The sequence below is a fragment of the Streptomyces sp. NPDC005761 genome (assembly GCF_040630635.1).
Lineage (GTDB): Bacteria > Actinomycetota > Actinomycetes > Streptomycetales > Streptomycetaceae > Streptomyces.
Genome location: NZ_JBEXXX010000001.1, coordinates 20,757 through 35,766, shown reverse-complemented (window position 1 = coordinate 35,766; position 15,010 = coordinate 20,757). Strand labels below are relative to the sequence as shown.

At 70.9% G+C, this 15,010-nt stretch carries 14 protein-coding genes and 1 pseudogene; 9 read left to right on the top strand and 6 right to left on the bottom strand.

From position 1 onward, the window contains the following. Nucleotides 1–185: 185 nt before the first annotated feature. Entirely contained in the window at nucleotides 186–1,946 is a 1,761-nt protein-coding gene (gene lysS / locus ABZ434_RS00190; RefSeq protein ID WP_359131401.1) for a lysine--tRNA ligase, read from the bottom strand. A 181-nt stretch (nucleotides 1,947–2,127) separates the two neighbouring features. On the opposite strand from lysS, the gene argS reads away from it, so the two are divergent. Continuing rightward, nucleotides 2,128–3,903: an arginine--tRNA ligase gene (argS, locus tag ABZ434_RS00185; protein WP_359130919.1), complete on the top strand. Its 1,776-nt coding sequence runs from the start codon at nucleotides 2,128–2,130 to the stop codon at nucleotides 3,901–3,903. 86 nt (nucleotides 3,904–3,989) lie between these two features. On the opposite strand, the gene ABZ434_RS00180 is transcribed toward argS, so the two are convergent. Continuing rightward, entirely contained in the window at nucleotides 3,990–4,418 is a 429-nt protein-coding gene (locus ABZ434_RS00180; protein WP_359130918.1) for a hypothetical protein, read from the bottom strand. 218 nt (nucleotides 4,419–4,636) lie between these two features. Between ABZ434_RS00180 and ABZ434_RS00175 the strand changes: the two genes are divergently transcribed. From ABZ434_RS00175 to ABZ434_RS00160, 4 genes are all read left to right on the top strand, one after another. Then, nucleotides 4,637–5,053 carry an ATP-binding protein gene (locus ABZ434_RS00175; RefSeq protein ID WP_359130917.1) on the top strand — a complete coding sequence of 139 codons (417 nt, stop codon included), beginning with the start codon at nucleotides 4,637–4,639 and terminating at the stop codon, nucleotides 5,051–5,053. A 174-nt stretch (nucleotides 5,054–5,227) separates the two neighbouring features. After that, nucleotides 5,228–5,443, top strand: a complete 216-nt coding sequence (locus tag ABZ434_RS00170) for a DUF4190 domain-containing protein (RefSeq protein ID WP_359130916.1) — start codon at nucleotides 5,228–5,230, stop codon at nucleotides 5,441–5,443. Between the two features lie 128 nt (nucleotides 5,444–5,571). Then, nucleotides 5,572–7,131, top strand: a complete 1,560-nt coding sequence (locus ABZ434_RS00165) for a hypothetical protein (RefSeq protein WP_359130915.1) — start codon at nucleotides 5,572–5,574, stop codon at nucleotides 7,129–7,131. 9 nt (nucleotides 7,132–7,140) lie between these two features. Next, the gene (locus tag ABZ434_RS00160) at nucleotides 7,141–7,938 is read left to right on the top strand and encodes a DUF4253 domain-containing protein (RefSeq protein ID WP_359130914.1); all 798 of its coding nucleotides are present in this window, start codon (nucleotides 7,141–7,143) and stop codon (nucleotides 7,936–7,938) included. A gap of 15 nt (nucleotides 7,939–7,953) precedes the next feature. On the opposite strand, the gene ABZ434_RS00155 is transcribed toward ABZ434_RS00160, so the two are convergent. Continuing rightward, nucleotides 7,954–8,901 (bottom strand): MarR family transcriptional regulator, encoded by a 948-nt coding sequence (locus ABZ434_RS00155; RefSeq protein ID WP_359130913.1) that lies wholly within the window; start codon nucleotides 8,899–8,901, stop codon nucleotides 7,954–7,956. 373 nt (nucleotides 8,902–9,274) lie between these two features. Here ABZ434_RS00155 and ABZ434_RS00150 point away from each other — a divergent pair, with 373 nt between their 5' ends. Next, a complete protein-coding gene (locus tag ABZ434_RS00150; protein WP_359131399.1) occupies nucleotides 9,275–9,418 on the top strand; it encodes an LAETG motif-containing sortase-dependent surface protein in 144 nt (47 codons plus the stop codon). Between the two features lie 307 nt (nucleotides 9,419–9,725). On the opposite strand, the pseudogene ABZ434_RS00145 reads toward ABZ434_RS00150, so the two are convergent. Both ABZ434_RS00145 and ABZ434_RS00140 read right to left on the bottom strand, forming a co-directional pair. Next, nucleotides 9,726–10,043: pseudogene (locus ABZ434_RS00145) on the bottom strand (TipAS antibiotic-recognition domain-containing protein); the annotation flags it as partial. A 261-nt stretch (nucleotides 10,044–10,304) separates the two neighbouring features. Further along, nucleotides 10,305–11,729 (bottom strand): helix-turn-helix transcriptional regulator, encoded by a 1,425-nt coding sequence (locus tag ABZ434_RS00140; RefSeq protein ID WP_359130912.1) that lies wholly within the window; start codon nucleotides 11,727–11,729, stop codon nucleotides 10,305–10,307. Nucleotides 11,730–12,144: 415 nt separating this feature from the next. Here ABZ434_RS00140 and ABZ434_RS00135 point away from each other — a divergent pair, with 415 nt between their 5' ends. Both ABZ434_RS00135 and ABZ434_RS00130 read left to right on the top strand, forming a co-directional pair. Next, nucleotides 12,145–12,885, top strand: a complete 741-nt coding sequence (locus ABZ434_RS00135; RefSeq protein ID WP_359130911.1) for a DUF4232 domain-containing protein — start codon at nucleotides 12,145–12,147, stop codon at nucleotides 12,883–12,885. 52 nt (nucleotides 12,886–12,937) lie between these two features. Further along, nucleotides 12,938–13,672, top strand: a complete 735-nt coding sequence (locus tag ABZ434_RS00130) for a DUF4232 domain-containing protein (protein ID WP_359130910.1) — start codon at nucleotides 12,938–12,940, stop codon at nucleotides 13,670–13,672. Here ABZ434_RS00130 and ABZ434_RS00125 read toward each other — a convergent pair. After that, nucleotides 13,666–14,097 (bottom strand): DUF3224 domain-containing protein, encoded by a 432-nt coding sequence (locus tag ABZ434_RS00125; protein WP_328949187.1) that lies wholly within the window; start codon nucleotides 14,095–14,097, stop codon nucleotides 13,666–13,668. The two genes, ABZ434_RS00130 and ABZ434_RS00125, sit on opposite strands and share 7 nt — an antisense overlap. A gap of 108 nt (nucleotides 14,098–14,205) precedes the next feature. Here ABZ434_RS00125 and ABZ434_RS00120 point away from each other — a divergent pair, with 108 nt between their 5' ends. Then, nucleotides 14,206–15,000: a HEAT repeat domain-containing protein gene (locus ABZ434_RS00120; RefSeq protein ID WP_359130908.1), complete on the top strand. Its 795-nt coding sequence runs from the start codon at nucleotides 14,206–14,208 to the stop codon at nucleotides 14,998–15,000. The last annotated feature ends 10 nt before the right edge of the window (nucleotides 15,001–15,010 follow it).

Sequence of the window (15,010 nt, the reverse complement as noted above, 5' to 3'; positions counted from 1 at the left end):
GTGAGGCACAACCCCCGTTGTGCCTCTACCCCCCCGTGAGGCACGACCCGCGCGCCTCAACCCCCCGTGAGGCGCGCCGCCCGCGGGACCCCCGCGGGCGACAGCGAAGGGCCGCCACCCGGATCACCGGGTGACGGCCGTTCGCCGTACACACGGCCGTACGCCTGCGCGGACGGCCGGACGCGCTACGCGCCGAGCAGCCTGCGCACCCGGTCCGCCCCCACCGCGAGGAGCAGCGTGGGCAGGCGCGGGCCCGTGTCACGGCTGACCAGCAGCCGGTACAGCAGCGCGAAGAAGGACCGCTGCGCCGCCTTCAGCTCGGGCGTCGGCTTGGCGTCGGCCTCCAGACCGGCCAGCGTCTTCGGCACGCCGTAGACGAGCGTGGTCAGCCCGTCCAGCGACCAGTGCGAGTCCAGCCCTTCCAGGAGCAGCCGCAGCGACTCGCTCCCCTGCTCGTCCAGCGAACCGAGCAGTTCCTTGTCCGGCTCGTCGCGGACGATGGTGCGGGCCTCGGCCGGGACCTGGGTGGTGATCCAGTTCTCGGCCCGGTCGAGACGCGGCCTGACCTCGTCCAGCGAGGTCAGCGGGGTCGAGGGGTCCAGCTCGCTGAGAATGCGCAGCGTCTGGTCCTCGGCCCCGGCCGTGATGTCCGCGACCGAGGCGAGCGTCCGGTACGGCAGCGGGCGCGGCGTGCTCGGCAGCTCGCCGGCGGCCGTGCCGATCGCCCGGGCGTACGCGGCGGCGTCCGCCGGCAGCACGGAACCGTCGGCGACCTTGCGGCCCAGCGAGTCCCACTCGTCGTAGAGCCGCTGGATCTCCTGGTCGAAGGCGATCTTGAAGGACTGGTTGGGCCTGCGGCGCGCGTACAGCCAGCGCAGCAGCGGCGCCTCCATGATCTTCAGCGCGTCGGCCGGGGTCGGCACGCCGCCCTTGGAGGAGGACATCTTCGCCATCCCGGAGATGCCGACGAACGCGTACATCGGTCCGATCGGCTGCACGCCGTCGAAGATCTCGCGGACGATCTGGCCGCCCACGACGAACGACGACCCGGGCGAGGAGTGGTCCACCCCGCTCGGCTCGAAGATCACGCCCTCGAACGCCCAGCGCATCGGCCAGTCGACCTTCCAGACGAGCTTGCCGCGGTTGAACTCCTTCAGCCGGACCGTCTCCGCGAAGCCGCAGGCCGTGCAGGTGTAGTTCAGCTCGGTGCTCTCGTCGTCGTACGACGTGACCGTCGTCAGGTCCTTCTCGCAGTTACCGCAGTAGGGCTTGTACGGGAAGTAGCCGGCCGAGCCGCCGCTGCCGTCGTCCTCGCCGGCCGCGCCGGAACCCGCCTCGGCCTCCAGCTCGGCCTCGTCGACCTTCTTCTGCTGCGGCTTCTTGCCGCCCTTGGCGCCTGCCGCCGGGTCCTTCTTGGTCCGGTAGCGATCCAGGACGGCGTCGATGTCCGCGCGGTGGCGCATCGCGTGCAGGATCTGCTCGCGGTACGTCCCCGCCAGGTACTGCTCCGTCTGGCTGATCCCGTCGTACTCGACACCCAGCTCGTCCAGGGACGCCGTCATGGCGGCCTTGAAGTGCTCGGCCCAGTTCGGATGCGCGGAACCGGCCGGGGCGGGCACCGAGGTCAGCGGCTTGCCGATGTGCTCGGCCCAGGACGCGTCGACGCCCTCCACACCGTTCGGCACCTTGCGGTAGCGGTCGTAGTCGTCCCACGAGATCAGGTGCCGGACGGTGTACCCGCGGCGGCGGATCTCGTCGGCGACCAGGTGCGGGGTCATGACCTCACGCAGGTTGCCCAGGTGGATCGGGCCCGACGGAGAGAGACCGGACGCGACGACGACCGGTTTGCCAGGCGCACGACGCTCCGATTCGGCGATGACCTCGTCCGCGAAGCGGGAGACCCAGTCGGTCTCGGTGCTGCTCTGACTCTGAGCCACGGTCGGCACGTCCTTCTCTCTTGTAGGACTCATAGGGGCACCGGCCATTCTCCCAGGTACCGCCCGCAGCGCGAAAACGGCTTTACGGGGGCGCGCGGCCGGGCTTGTCAAGCGAGGCTCGTAAACCGCTTTACGCCCGTGGGATACTTGGCGGCATCCCCTGTACCCCTACGGAAACGGCAGCCAGCTGATGGCCTCGGTCAATTCCCTCGCTTCCACGCTCCAGCAGCAGCTGGCGGACGCCCTGACGGCAGCTCTGCCGGATGCCGGTACCGCGGACCCGCTGCTGCGCCGAAGCGACCGGGCCGACTTCCAGGCCAACGGCATCCTGGCGCTCGCCAAGAAGCTCAAGGGCAACCCGCGCGAGCTGGCCGCCCAGGTCACCGCCGCCCTTCCGGCGACGGACCTGATCAAGGACATCGAGGTCTCCGGCCCCGGCTTCCTGAACATCACGCTCTCCGACAAGTCGATCATCGAGACCCTCGCCGCCCGTGCCGCGGACGACGAGGGCCGGCTCGGCGTGCCGTACAACGCCTCCGCCGGCACCACGGTCATCGACTACGCCCAGCCGAACGTGGCCAAGGAGATGCACGTCGGCCACCTGCGGTCCGCCGTGATCGGCGACGCGATGGTGCAGATCCTGGAGTTCACCGGGGAGACCGTCGTGCCCCGGCACCACATCGGCGACTGGGGCACCCAGTTCGGCATGCTCATCCAGTACCTGATCGAGCACCCCGACGAGCTGAACCACGAGGACGACGCGAAGGCCGACGGCGAAGCCGCCATGTCGTCCCTGAACCGGCTCTACAAGGCGTCGAGGGCCCTCTTCGACTCCGACGAGGAGTTCAAGGACCGCTCGCGGAACCGGGTCGTCGCCCTCCAGGCGGGCGAGCCGGAGACGCTCGCCCTGTGGCAGCGGTTCGTCGACGAGTCGAAGATCTACTTCTACTCGGTCTTCGACAAGCTCGACATGAAGATCAACGACCCCGACATCGTCGGCGAGTCCGGTTACAACGACATGCTGGACGAGACCTGCCGGATCCTGGAGGAGACGGGCGTCGCCGTCCGCTCCGAGGGTGCGCTGTGCGTCTTCTTCGACGACGTGAAGGGCCCGGACGGGAACCCCACCCCCCTGATCGTCAAGAAGACGAACGGCGGCTACGGCTACGCGGCCACCGACCTCTCCGCGGTCCGGGACCGGGTGCAGAACCTCAAGGCGACCACCCTGCTCTACGTGGTGGACGTACGGCAGTCCCTGCACTTCCGGATGGTCTTCGAGACGGCCCGGCGGGCCGGCTGGCTGAACGACGGCGTCACGACGCACCAGCTGGCCTTCGGCACCGTGCTCGGCAAGGACGGCAAGCCGTTCAAGACCCGTGAGGGCGTCACGGTCCGGCTGGAGGACCTCCTCGACGAGGCGGTCGAGCGCGCGACGGCCGTCGTCCGGGAGAAGGCCGAGAAGATCGGCCTGACCGAGGAGGAGATCGTCGAGAACGGCCGGTACGTCGGCATCGGCGCCGTGAAGTACGCGGACCTGTCGACCTCCGCCGTACGGGACTACAAGTTCGACCTGGACCAGATGGTGTCGCTGCACGGCGACACGTCCGTCTACCTCCAGTACGCCTACGCCCGGATCCGCTCGATCCTGCGCAAGGCCGGCGACGCGAAGCCGGCCGCGCACCCGGAGCTGGAGCTGGCCCCGGCCGAGCGGGCGCTGGGCCTGCACCTGGACCAGTTCGGCGAGGTGCTGTCCGAGGTGGCTGCGGGCTACGAGCCGCACAAGCTGGCCGCGTACCTCTACCAGCTCGCCTCGCACCTCACCACGTTCTACGACCAGTGCCAGGTCCTGAGCGACGACAACCCGGCCGAGGTCGTCGAGAACCGGCTCTTCCTCGTCGAGCTCACCGCCCGCACCCTGCACCAGGGCATGGCGCTGCTCGGCATCAGGACCCCCGAGCGGCTCTGAGCATCCTCCGCACGGAGACAGACAGGGGCGGGGTCCGGCACACCGAGGTGTGCCGGACCCCGCCCCTCGTCGTGCGCGGGACGCCGCTACTCGGGCCGGCCCAGGGCCCAGCCGGACACGTCCGACAGCCGCCCGCGCCACAGCGGCAGACGCAGCGAGGCCCCGCCGCCGAGGACCAGCGTGGCGTCGCGGAGGTGGATCCACCGGGGCAGCCGCCGGGCGTCCTCGTCGGCGTGCAGCTCCTTGATCCCCTGGTCCACCGTCTCGGGGTACTCCGCGATGAGGTTGGCCCCCTCGCCTTCGACCTGACGCAGGCTCCTGGCCCAGTCCGCCTTCCACGCCTCGTGCCCGATCACGTCACCGTGCAGCACTCCGGCCGGGACCGTCAGGGTGAGCGGAAGGCCGGAACGCATCTCGCGGTCCAGCAGCTGGAGCAGCAACTGGAGCTGGAGATCGGGCACGGGCTCGGTGACCACGGCGATCGAATCCGGTGCGAGTTCGACGGGCTCGTTCATGGGCTGTTCCCTTCGCAGCGGCGGACCTTGTCGGGGGCGCCCCGGCCGACCCGGACGTCCTCTGCCACGCCTGCCCCGCGCGGACACACTCACGCCTTCGCGTTCGCGGACGTCCCCGGACCGGTGAACGCGCCGCCATGAATCGGATAGGTGGCGAACCGCGGGGTAGACGCAGAATTCAGACCGTCCGACGAGAAAATTCGCGGGGGCGAATTCACATGACCGAACAGTGCACCGACCCTTTCCCCTCCACCCAGACATCCGTCACCGGCAGCGTGAGCTCTCCCCGTAAGGCGGCGGAGGGCCGTGAGGCAGCTGCCGCGTTCCTGACGGAACTGAACCCGCCACCGTCCCCTTCCGCCGTCCAGAGCCTCCTGCTGCTCTCCTCGGAACTGGTGACCAACGCCATCCGGCACGCCGGAGCCGTGACCTCGCTGTCGTTCCGGGCGGACAGGAGTTCGCTGCACGTGCAGGTCGCCGACCCGAGTCCTGCCCGTCCGCAGGCCCGCACCCCCGACATGACGGGACGCTCCGGCGGATTCGGCTGGCCGATGGTCCTCCGACTGGCCGACCGGGTGACCATCCGTACGCTCGGCAACGACGGAAAGATCATTCTTGCCGCATTGCCGCGCTGAAGGCGCCGGAATTGCCGCGCGCATCCCTTTCCGTGCTCGCGTCGACCCATCCGGGGCACAAGAGAATTCCAGCACCGAACCGACCATTGAACGGAAGAGTGCAATGACGCACGGCCACAATGCGTACTCCGCGCCCGCCGCCCGGTCGGAACGAATGGCTTCGCGGTAGCCGGCTTGATCTGCGGCATCATCGGCCTGCTCTTCTTCGGCATCGTCCTCGGACCGGTGGCCATCGTGCTCGGAGCCGTGGGCCTGCGCCGGCTGTCCGCGAAGGGCGGCGCGGGCATGGCCAAGGCCGGCCCGGTGCTCGGTGCCATCGACCTTCCGATCGTCGTCGTGAGGGTGATCGCGGCCGCCTCCGGCGGGTTCAGCTGGTACGTCGGCGGCTGACGTCGCAGGCCCGCACCCTGCCCGACCTGCGAACGCTCCGCCCGGCAGTCATTGACCGGCATTCCCCCGGCGGGCGATAGTGACGCGGCCGACCGCACGTCGGCCGCGTCATCAGGGGTGGGGATCTCATGCGGGACACCGGACACGACACATCGCCCGAAGAGGCACCGGAAGCAGCCGAGGCCGAGGAGGCCGCGGCCACCGCGGAAGCGATCCGGGCCGCCCTCAGCGGCCGGAGGCACGCCGACGCCCGCGCGCAGGCGACCGCCGCACTGGAACGGTACGGCCCCGACGCCCTCCTTTACACGCTGCTGGGCCGCGCCCACGTCGCCGAGAACGAGGACGACCACGACGACGCGGCCGAACGCGCCTACCGCCGGGGCCTGGACGCCTTCCCCGACGACCTCGGCCTGCTCACGGCGTACGCCGAACTCTGCCTGGAATCCGACGCGCTCGACCGCCCCGGCCGCCACGCCCGCGGCCCCGCCCTCGTCGCCCGCGTCGGCGAACTGGCTCCCGGCTCACCGCACACGCTCCGCCTGGACCGGATCAGCAAGGGCATCGGCGGCATCATGGCGGCGACGGGCGGCGGCCGGCCCTCCCTCGCCACGCCCATCCCGCTCTCCGCCGCGCACACACAACGCCACGACGTCCGCGCCTCCCTGGCCACTGCCCCCGACCTCGCCGAGGCCACCCGCCTCGCCGAGGAAGAGGCCCAGCACTTCCCGTACGACCTGCGCCGCCTGATCCGCGCCGAAACCCTGGCCGCTCTCGGCCGCCCGGGCCGCCGGCTGCTCACGGCACTGGTGCGGGTGCCGCTCCTGAGCGTGCTCCTGGGCCTCGCGCTGGGGGCCTTGGCCATGATCCCCGGATCCGCGTCTCCCCTGTCCCTGTGGGCCGCTGCCGCCGCCCTGCTCGTCCTCGTCCAGAACCGGCTGCTCGGTGCTCTGGAAAGCCGTGCCCGCACCCGCGCCGCGTCCCGTCTGCAACCGCCCCCGGCCGACAGGGACCCGTCGTACACCCAGCTGCCGCCGCCCCCCGCACCCGGTGCACGCGACGCCGTCGTGCTCGTGGCGGCCGTCACCCTCGGGCTCTTCGCGCTGATCTCGCCCACGTGGCTCGCGACCTCCCCGGACGCCGACCAACCGCACACCACGGCACCGGCACCGGCCTCGTTCCGTGGCCGGCCGCTGCTCTCCGCGCAACCGGCCGTCGACGGCGTCGACCCGGACATGGCCGGGTTGTGGACCGTGGCCTACGACACCTCGTTCGCCTACCTCTACGGGACCATGGAAGAGCTGGCGTCCGACGGTTCCCAGCCGGCCGTCTACGTCTTCGGCTCGACCGGTGACGCCCTCGACGCACCGCCCGACGTGGCCAAGGGCACCCGGCTCGGTCCCACCGAGTCGGACGCGTTCATCGACGCCACCTGGGACGCGGGCCCCGGCATCGCAGACGGCCGGCTGCGCTGCTCCTCGTACGCGACCGCCCTGGAGGAGAAGGGCGCGCACACCGCCTGCTCGTGGACCGACAGCCGCGGCTACGGCACTCTCGTCCTCAACGAACCGGGCCTGGACCACGAGACCGCCGCCGCGGCCGCACGCGACATGTGGGACGCGATCCTTCGGCAGGGCACCGTGAGTGATACGCAGGCCCTGGGCGGTCCGGATGTCGGAGGCGACGCCTAGGGTTTCGACATGGCGACGCTTCCGAACCCACTCCGCTCCCCGGCCGCCGCAGGACTGCACCTGCCGCCCGGCACCTTCGTGGACGCCACGATCGACGAGGTGTGGCACGAACCCCTGCTCTGGTACGCGGACGCGCCCGCGTCCCCCGGCAGTTGGGCCGCGCTGCGCACCTCCGGACGACCCGTCGGCCTGCTGCCCGTACTGATCGACGGCGGCATGCGCGACGCTTGGCCCGAGGCATGGGATCTCGGCCCGGCCAGGACCTCCTACCCCGGCGACCACGACGCGGAAGAGGTCCTGAGCGAGGCCTGGGAGTCGTACGCCCCCGAGGAGCTCGGCCTCGACGACTCCTCGGCCGACTGGCCGGGCCTCGCCCCGGTACCGGCCGAGGCGGCGGCCGAGGACCCCGACACGTCGGCGGCGGGCCTCGCGGACTTCCTGACCGACGCGAGCAGCCCGATGACCGGGCTGCGGGCGGCCCTCGTGCCCGCGCGCCGCAGCGCGGACATAGCGGCGGCGATCGGTTGGTCGGGCCCGCTCAACCACGAGAACGACGTGGCGCGGCTCTGCGCGGTACTGCGTTCCTGGGAGGACCGGTTCGGGGCGCGGGTCGTGGTGCTCGGCTTCGACACGATGGCCGTCTCGGTGAGCCGCCCGCCGGCCACCATCGCCGAGTCGGAGGCCCTGGCCGCCGAGCACTTCGCGTTCTGCCCGGACAACTTCCAGCAGTCCACGCTGAACAGCCTGGACATGTACGCGGAGAAGGCCGTGCTCAACCAGCGGACCTGGACCTTCTGGTGGGACTGAGCCCCCGGCACGCCGTCACGGCGCTTTGAGGAGATCGCGGAGCCCGGCGACGAGTGCGGTGACGTCCCGCTCGACGGGCGGCTCGGGCGCGGGCCCTGCGGGGGCGGCCTGCCGGCGGCAGGCGCGGCAGAGGCCGTCGGGGAGGGCCGCGGCGGGGCCGGGAGCGCCGCAGTCGGTGCATTCCATCATCACGCGCGGGGCGGGAGACCCCGCCGTGGGGGCGGTGGGCGGGGCGGGCGGGAGCTTGTCCAGAAGGCGGCGGCGGACGAAGCCGACGGGCGAGCCGACCTCGGCGGGCAGCCCGGCGGTGAGCGCGCCGGTGAGGTAGTCGGCGTTCACTCCGCGTGCGAACCACCGCTCGGCCAGTTCCTCCAGGGCTGCGCAGTCGTCGGCGGAGAGCGGCAGCCGTTTGTCGATGCGCCCGAGCCCCGCGAGAGCCAGGTACGCGGGCGAGGAAGACGCCGGCACAGGCACAGGCACGGGCGCCGTGCGCTGCGGAGGCACCGCAGCCGGTGCCGACTCGGCCACGGCTGCGGCTACGGCCGCGGGCACCTGCACCGGCACTCCCGGCGTGAGGCGGCTCGCCCACCACTCGCTGTCGCGGGCGGTGCGGGACCAGAAGGTGCGGAACACCCACCGCACCTCGTCACCGGCGCCGATCGCGCACCGCACGCGCCGCAGGTGCCCGGCCACGGACAGGGCGGTCAGCGCGGAGGCGATGGCCTGCTGCCCGTACAGCGGGATCTGCTTGGCCAGGCACTTCACGCTCATCGACGCGCCCTCGGGAAGGTGCTCGATGAACCCGGCGATGTACCGCTCGCGCAAGGGCAGCAGGGCGAAGTCATCAGGACGGGCGGGGAGTTGGTCCGGCGCGGAACGCTTGCCGTAACCGGGCTGGGCCATCGGGTACGGGGCCGACACTGCGGGCGCGGGCAGGGCGGGACTAAGGTTCTGAGCAGCCATGAGATCGGGTTCCTTTGGTCGATCTTGCGGTCAGACCCCGGCTCGGTGCGAATACACCGGTCGGGGTCGATACGTTCTCGCACCGTAGACACTCGCGACGCTCCGTAGCAAGCCGTCACCATTAGTCATACTTGCTCGCCGTTACGGGTCAGGGAGGCAGGGGCGGTTTTACCAACCCCCCTGTATTCAGTGGCCGGTCAAAAGAAGGCGCTCGCATCTCGCGGCTCGCATCTCGACGCTCGCGTCTCGGGTCTCAAGCTCCGGGCCGAGCCCGCCCCGCCGCCCCTCGAACGAGTGAATCGACCGCCTCGAAGCTCGAAGCCCGGGTCCCGAGCCTCGGGCTTCGAGCCCCGAGCGTCGAGCGTAATCAAGCATTGGTCTTGACCAATTCCACGACGGCGGCGATCTGGCCTCGACCGGCAGTAACGGCACGATCCCGATCGTCATCGGCGGCGCGGCGGTACTCGCCGCAGGCACCGCGCTCGTCGTGGTGGCCCGCCGCCGCAAGCAGGCCTGACGCAACGGAACCGGGCGATGGAGAGCCGGTTCGACAAACCGGCGGCCCGTTTCGAGGCAACCACCCTCATCGCAGCTATCAACGAATGGCTGTGACCTGACGTAAGTTCTATCGCCGCGTGGTTCTGTTCGCGAGTTCCAGCAGCGATCACTTCGCTCGTCGGGAGGTACTCACTCGACCTGGTTCGATGGTGACGATGACGGGCAGCACCTCGCTCGGCAACTGATAGGCCGGGCGAGGTGCGCCTGTTGGTGCGACGAACCAACTGCTCTCCGGGCTGGTCTCGCGGGACAGCCCCGGAAAGCAGTCAGCTGAGCCGGGTCGTGGCATAAACCTCGATGGCGTCGCGCTGGTACGCGGCCAGGCCCGGTGCGATCGCCTCGTACGCAGCGCGCCAGGCGCTGTTGTCCACGCAGGAGCGTCCGACGGCGCGGTACTCCTCGGCGGAGACGGGCCGCAGTTCGGTCATGGCCTGGTACTGGGAGTCGATCTGGGCCTGCACGGGCACGGCGTCGGCCGGGTGGCCGGCGGCCATCAGGTCGGCCAGCAGGATCATCTGTGTCGTGCGCTCGCGCTGCCCGGCCTCGATGTCCTGCGGGGTCATCGAGGCGACCGTGCGGGCGACCTCCGCGATAGGCCAGTCCATCGCCCTCTCCCTCACAATCCCGTCACCAGACCGGTTTCTCCGGCCCTGTCAAAGACGGTAGAAGCTGCCGCAGCGGCAACCGCAAGCCCGCACCCCCACGATCTGGATGGCGGCCCGCGACCTTTCCCGACGGCCCACCCAGCACACCGGCACCTTTCAAAACACGTCCCAAGGCGCGGCCGCACCGTCCGCGCGACGGGGAACCCCGGCCCGGCCCGCTCGCCGAGGACGACCCGGTGGTCAGTTGCCCTGCCCCTCCAACGACTCCGAGATGTCCTGCCACTCGGCCGTGTCCGACCGGTACTCGTACACAGGCCGGTTCCTCATACCGGCCGTACGGAACGGCTTGCCGTTGTCGTCGATGCGCACCATCCCGCTCCGGTCCCCGCTGGACCACTCCAGTTCCAGGTACCAGGTCACATCGTGATCCTCGGTGTGCGCGTCGAGGTGGAACACCTCCACGTCGGTGGAGCTCACCCGGTAGGGGAAGTTCTTCGCCGGCACGGCCTTGCCCGCGTCCTCACCCGCGACCGGCCGCGATACGGGCTGGCCGTCGTCCAGGTCGATGTCGAACGTCTGCGGCACGATGCCGCTCCCGCAGCCCTCCCCCATCGAGTACGCGGGCCAGTCGGTCGCGGCCTCCTGCTTCACCACCCGGACATGGAGCCCCTTCAGGACGACCGCCTGCTGCGACGCTCCCTGCAGGGTGAGCTCGATCAGCATCTTCCCCGCGTCCACCCCGCCCAGCTGCGCCGCCCAGTTGCGCCTGGCCCTGTCCGCGGCGTCGGGCACCGGCGGCATGCCCTTGGGGTCACGGTCGAGCAGGAAGTACTGGCTGCATGGCCAGTCCCAGTTGTACGCGCTGAGAGTGGCGGTCACCGGCACCGCCCGGGACCCGCCTCCCTTCGCCTCCTTCCCGTCCGCACCCTGGGGCGCGGTGGACTTCGCGGCCGTGGCGGAGGGTGAAGCCGAGCCGGTGGTCGCTGACGGCGAGGGCTTCGAAGGACTCGGCGACGGAGACGTGCTGCCGCTCCGGCTCGGCGTGACCGGGGCGCTGCTGCGGGGCGTGTCCATGCCCTCCTCGCGGGTGCGGTCGCCCGAGTAGTGGTTGATCGCCAGGGCGGTGGGCACCGTGAGCGCCACGACCGCGGCGGTCGCGAGCAGGACCCGTAGCCGCTTGTTGGACAACCGGCCCGGGACCGGCGCGGCACCGGCGTTCCGCGCATCCGGGGTCACGTCGTCGGCCACCGTCGCGTCGGCAGCCACCTCCGGCTCCGCTTCCGCTTGTGCGTCCGGCCCCGGTTCTCCTTCCGGCCCCGGTCCCGGCTCATCCCGGTTCACCGGCGCCGGGGCCGAGAGCTCCGACGTCACCAACGACGGCTCGAACGTCCCGACCGCCTCGGTCTTCCGGGCGCCCCGCCGCTTCGCCTCGTCGGCGAGGATCCACTGCCGGTGCAGCGCCACCAACTCGTCCGGCGTCGCACGGCACACGCGCGCGAAGCGCTCGACCGGCGCGTAGTCGTACGGGACCGCCTCGCCGTTGCAGTACCGGTGAATCGTGGAGGTGCTCATGTGCAGCTTCTGGGCCAGCGCTCCGTAACTCAGCCCCGAGCGCTCCTTCAGCCCCCTGAGCAATGCCGCGAAGTCCTGGATCTCCGTGCCCACCCTGACCGTTCCCCTCTCCTACCCTCCCGGAACGGCGTCCCAGGCAGGTGATGTCATCGCAGGTCAGAGGCCATATTTCCGTTCCAGCGTCCCGTACCGGCCGGGATCCGTTGCCACCGGATTCGCGGACCGGACACGATGGTGGAACACACCGCAGCGGCACCCCGGCAAGGGCGAGCAGCGCGACTCGTGCACCCACCAACTCGCCCGCCACCGGGAGCTGCCGTGCGTACTCGTCCTCAACTCAGCATGACCGACGCAGTGGCCACAGGAGTTCTGATCGCCTCGGTCACAACCGTCATCGCACTCCTGTGGCACCTCTGACCACACGTCATTGTCCAGTACATCGGTCAGGCCCCGGCGCGCCAAAGCGGCGCCCCACACTCCGCACCACTCAACGAACGGAATGCATCTCATGCGTACTCCCAACTTCCGCCGCACCGCCCGCACCTCCGCCCTCGGCGCCGTCGCGCTGATCGCCTCCCTGTCCCTGACGGCCTGCCAGAGCGACGACCCGGAGCCGTACGACGCCCTCGCCTCCGCTTCGGCCGGCTCCGCTTCGAAGACCCCGGCGGAGAGCGCAGGCTCCTCCGGCGACAAGAGCACGGCGGCCCCGGACGCCGACCAGGGCAAGGACGCCACCGGTTCGGGCTCCGGTGGCGGCACCTCCACGACGAAGCCGAAGGACAACGGCGGCAACGACACCGGCGACGACAGCGGCGACGCGGTCACGGTGACCTGCACCGGGGCGAACACCAAGCTGTCGATGACCGAGGTGAGCCGCCCCGTCAACCACATGCTGCTCACGATGACCAACACCGGCTCGAAGGCCTGCAACGCCTACTCCTACCCGTACCTGAAGTTCGGCGAGGCCCAGTCCGTGCCGAACACCTTCGAGGACAGCAAGCCGCAGGCCGTGGTGACCATCAACCCGGGTGAGTCCGCCTACGCCGGGGCCATGACCTCGTCCGCCGACGGCAGCGGCTCGAACGGTTACAGCACCAAGGACCTGGAGGTCAGCTTCCAAAACCGCGACGGCAACTCCGACAACACCGGCTCGTCGGTCAGCGTGCCGCTCTCCAAGAGCGTCCACGTGGACAGCAGCCTGTCCGTCACCTACTGGCAGATGAGCATGGACGACGCCCTCGCCTACTGACCCGCCACAGACCACCACCGCCGCACTTCACGACATCACGGGGAGCACCACCATGCGCAGCAACCTCATCCGCACCACCACCCTCGCCGCCACCGCCCTCCTGGCCGCCTTCTCCCTCACCGCCTGCGGCAGTGAGACCGGCAGCAGCGAAAGCGCCAAGGCGGGAGCGGCCGCTCCGGCCGCCCACCAGGCCGTCAAGCAGTCCCCGCCCCCGGCGGCGACCGCCGCTCCGGAGGAGAAGACCACCGACACGGGCGGCACCTCGAAGGACACCGCCGCTCCCCCCGCCAGGAGCGACGGGAAGAACACCCCCGACGCCACGAAGCGAACAGGCAGCGGCAGCGCCACCAAGCCCGACCGCACTCCCGTCACGTGCGACGGCGGGAACACCCGGACCGCCGTCACCACGGTGAGCCGCCCCCTCAACCACCTGCTGCTGACCCTGACCAACACCGGCGACCGCCCCTGCTACGCGTACTACGCGCCGGCGCTCCGCTTCGACGACGCGCAGGCCGCCTTCCCGGTCCTGGACGACAGCAAGCCGCAGGCCGTCGTGACGCTTGACCCGGGCCACTCCGCGTACGCCGCCATCGGCCTGACCGGCGAGCCCGGCGCCGGCCCGTCCCCGCGCGAGGCCACGCGCCTTCAGGTGCACTTCTCCGCCAGGAGCGGCGAAGGCTCGACGGGCACCCCGGTCAGCCTGACGCTCCCCTCCGACACCTACTGGGACGACAACGGCTTCGTCACCTACTGGCAGACCGAGATGGCGGACGCGCTCACCTACTGAGCGTCTGCTGCGGGGCCGGCGTCGAAGTCGAAGTCGAACCAGATCCGGTGGGTGCCGTCCTCGTCGACGACCAGCCCGCCGCCCCCGCGGATCCCGGCCAGCGCGCCGGTTCCGCTGGACGGCGCGATCGCGAAGAACTCGTTGCTGCGGTCGTCGCCGCTCGTCGAGGCCGAGTGCACGAAGTTGAACGTGCCCTCGCGGCCGTCGACCGCCCCTTCGAAGGACTCCATCGCCACGTAGGTGCCGGCGCCGGCGGCCTGGTCGAAGGCGGCGGTGAACAGAGTCGTCGAACGCCCCGTGATCTCGCCCTCGAAGCTCTTCACGATGGTCGCGACGCCGACGGGGAGTGCGGTGGTCACCTCGGGGTCGGGCTTCAGATCGGCCGGGACGAACGAGGTGACGGTGAAGGTTCCAGAAGCTCTCATGCCGTCGATCGTAAGGACAAGGCCGGTGTACGCGGCAGAGAACCCGCAGACGCGGGCCGTGCCCGCCACCGGCGGCACGATCCGGCCGGTCGCTCTACCATCGGCGCCATGGCCATGTTCGTCCACCTGACACCCGCAGCCCACGCGGCCCGTATCCGCAAGTCCGGGATACGGGCCGTCAGTCATGGCCGGGACGACGACAAGGGACTGTTCTGCTTCCCGGTCCTGCCCTCCTACACACTGACCCACCAGTGGTTGCGCGAACTCGCCCGCCACGGCGGCCCACGCGGCCTCGTCGCCGTCCACCTGCGACTGCCGGACGACGAACCCGTCACGGTCGGCCACTACAGCAACCGCCCCGCCCCCACCGCCACCACGGCAAGCGAAGCCGTCCGCCGACTGGCCGCCCTGGAGGACCCCCGCGGCTGGGAGGTCTTCCTCCCCAGGGCCGCGACCCGGGCCGAGATCCACCGCGTACGCGCCGTCCGCCAGGTGACCGGCTGGCGCTACTTCCCCGGCTCCAACGGCACGGCGCCCTGCACCTGTTACGGCTGCCGGGTACGCGGTGAGTACGGTTCCCAGCGCCTTCGCCGCCGCAGGCCGCATCCGCTGGACGGGCCCGCACCCGCGCCGTCCGTCCTGCTCGCCCGGATCACCGAAGCAGACGACGCCGCCCAGCTGTGCGCGACCCTGTACTGGTTCGGCTTCCGCCGACGTGGTCCGATCGACCAACTCGCCCACCTCGCCGACCATCCCGACGCGGACGTCCGCGTGGCCCTGGTCGAGGCCGTGGCCCGCTGGCGGACCCCAGGAGTCGACGCGCTGCTCCAACGACTGGCAGAGGACCCGGACGAGGACGTACGCGAGGCGGTCGAGTTCACCGACCGGCTGCCCCCGGCCTGACCGCGCACAA

Excerpts from the sequence above, each read along its gene's own strand:
- argS (WP_359130919.1), top strand. The coding sequence starts at position 2,128 with ATGGCCTCGGTCAATTCCCTCGCTTCCACGCTCCAGCAGCAGCTGGCG.
- ABZ434_RS00180 (WP_359130918.1), bottom strand. The coding sequence starts at position 4,418 with ATGAACGAGCCCGTCGAACTCGCACCGGATTCGATCGCCGTGGTCACC.
- ABZ434_RS00175 (WP_359130917.1), top strand. The coding sequence starts at position 4,637 with ATGACCGAACAGTGCACCGACCCTTTCCCCTCCACCCAGACATCCGTC.
- ABZ434_RS00165 (WP_359130915.1), top strand. The coding sequence starts at position 5,572 with ATGCGGGACACCGGACACGACACATCGCCCGAAGAGGCACCGGAAGCA.
- ABZ434_RS00160 (WP_359130914.1), top strand. The coding sequence starts at position 7,141 with ATGGCGACGCTTCCGAACCCACTCCGCTCCCCGGCCGCCGCAGGACTG.
- ABZ434_RS00155 (WP_359130913.1), bottom strand. The coding sequence starts at position 8,901 with ATGGCTGCTCAGAACCTTAGTCCCGCCCTGCCCGCGCCCGCAGTGTCG.
- ABZ434_RS00135 (WP_359130911.1), top strand. The coding sequence starts at position 12,145 with ATGCGTACTCCCAACTTCCGCCGCACCGCCCGCACCTCCGCCCTCGGC.
- ABZ434_RS00130 (WP_359130910.1), top strand. The coding sequence starts at position 12,938 with ATGCGCAGCAACCTCATCCGCACCACCACCCTCGCCGCCACCGCCCTC.
- ABZ434_RS00125 (WP_328949187.1), bottom strand. The coding sequence starts at position 14,097 with ATGAGAGCTTCTGGAACCTTCACCGTCACCTCGTTCGTCCCGGCCGAT.
- ABZ434_RS00120 (WP_359130908.1), top strand. The coding sequence starts at position 14,206 with ATGGCCATGTTCGTCCACCTGACACCCGCAGCCCACGCGGCCCGTATC.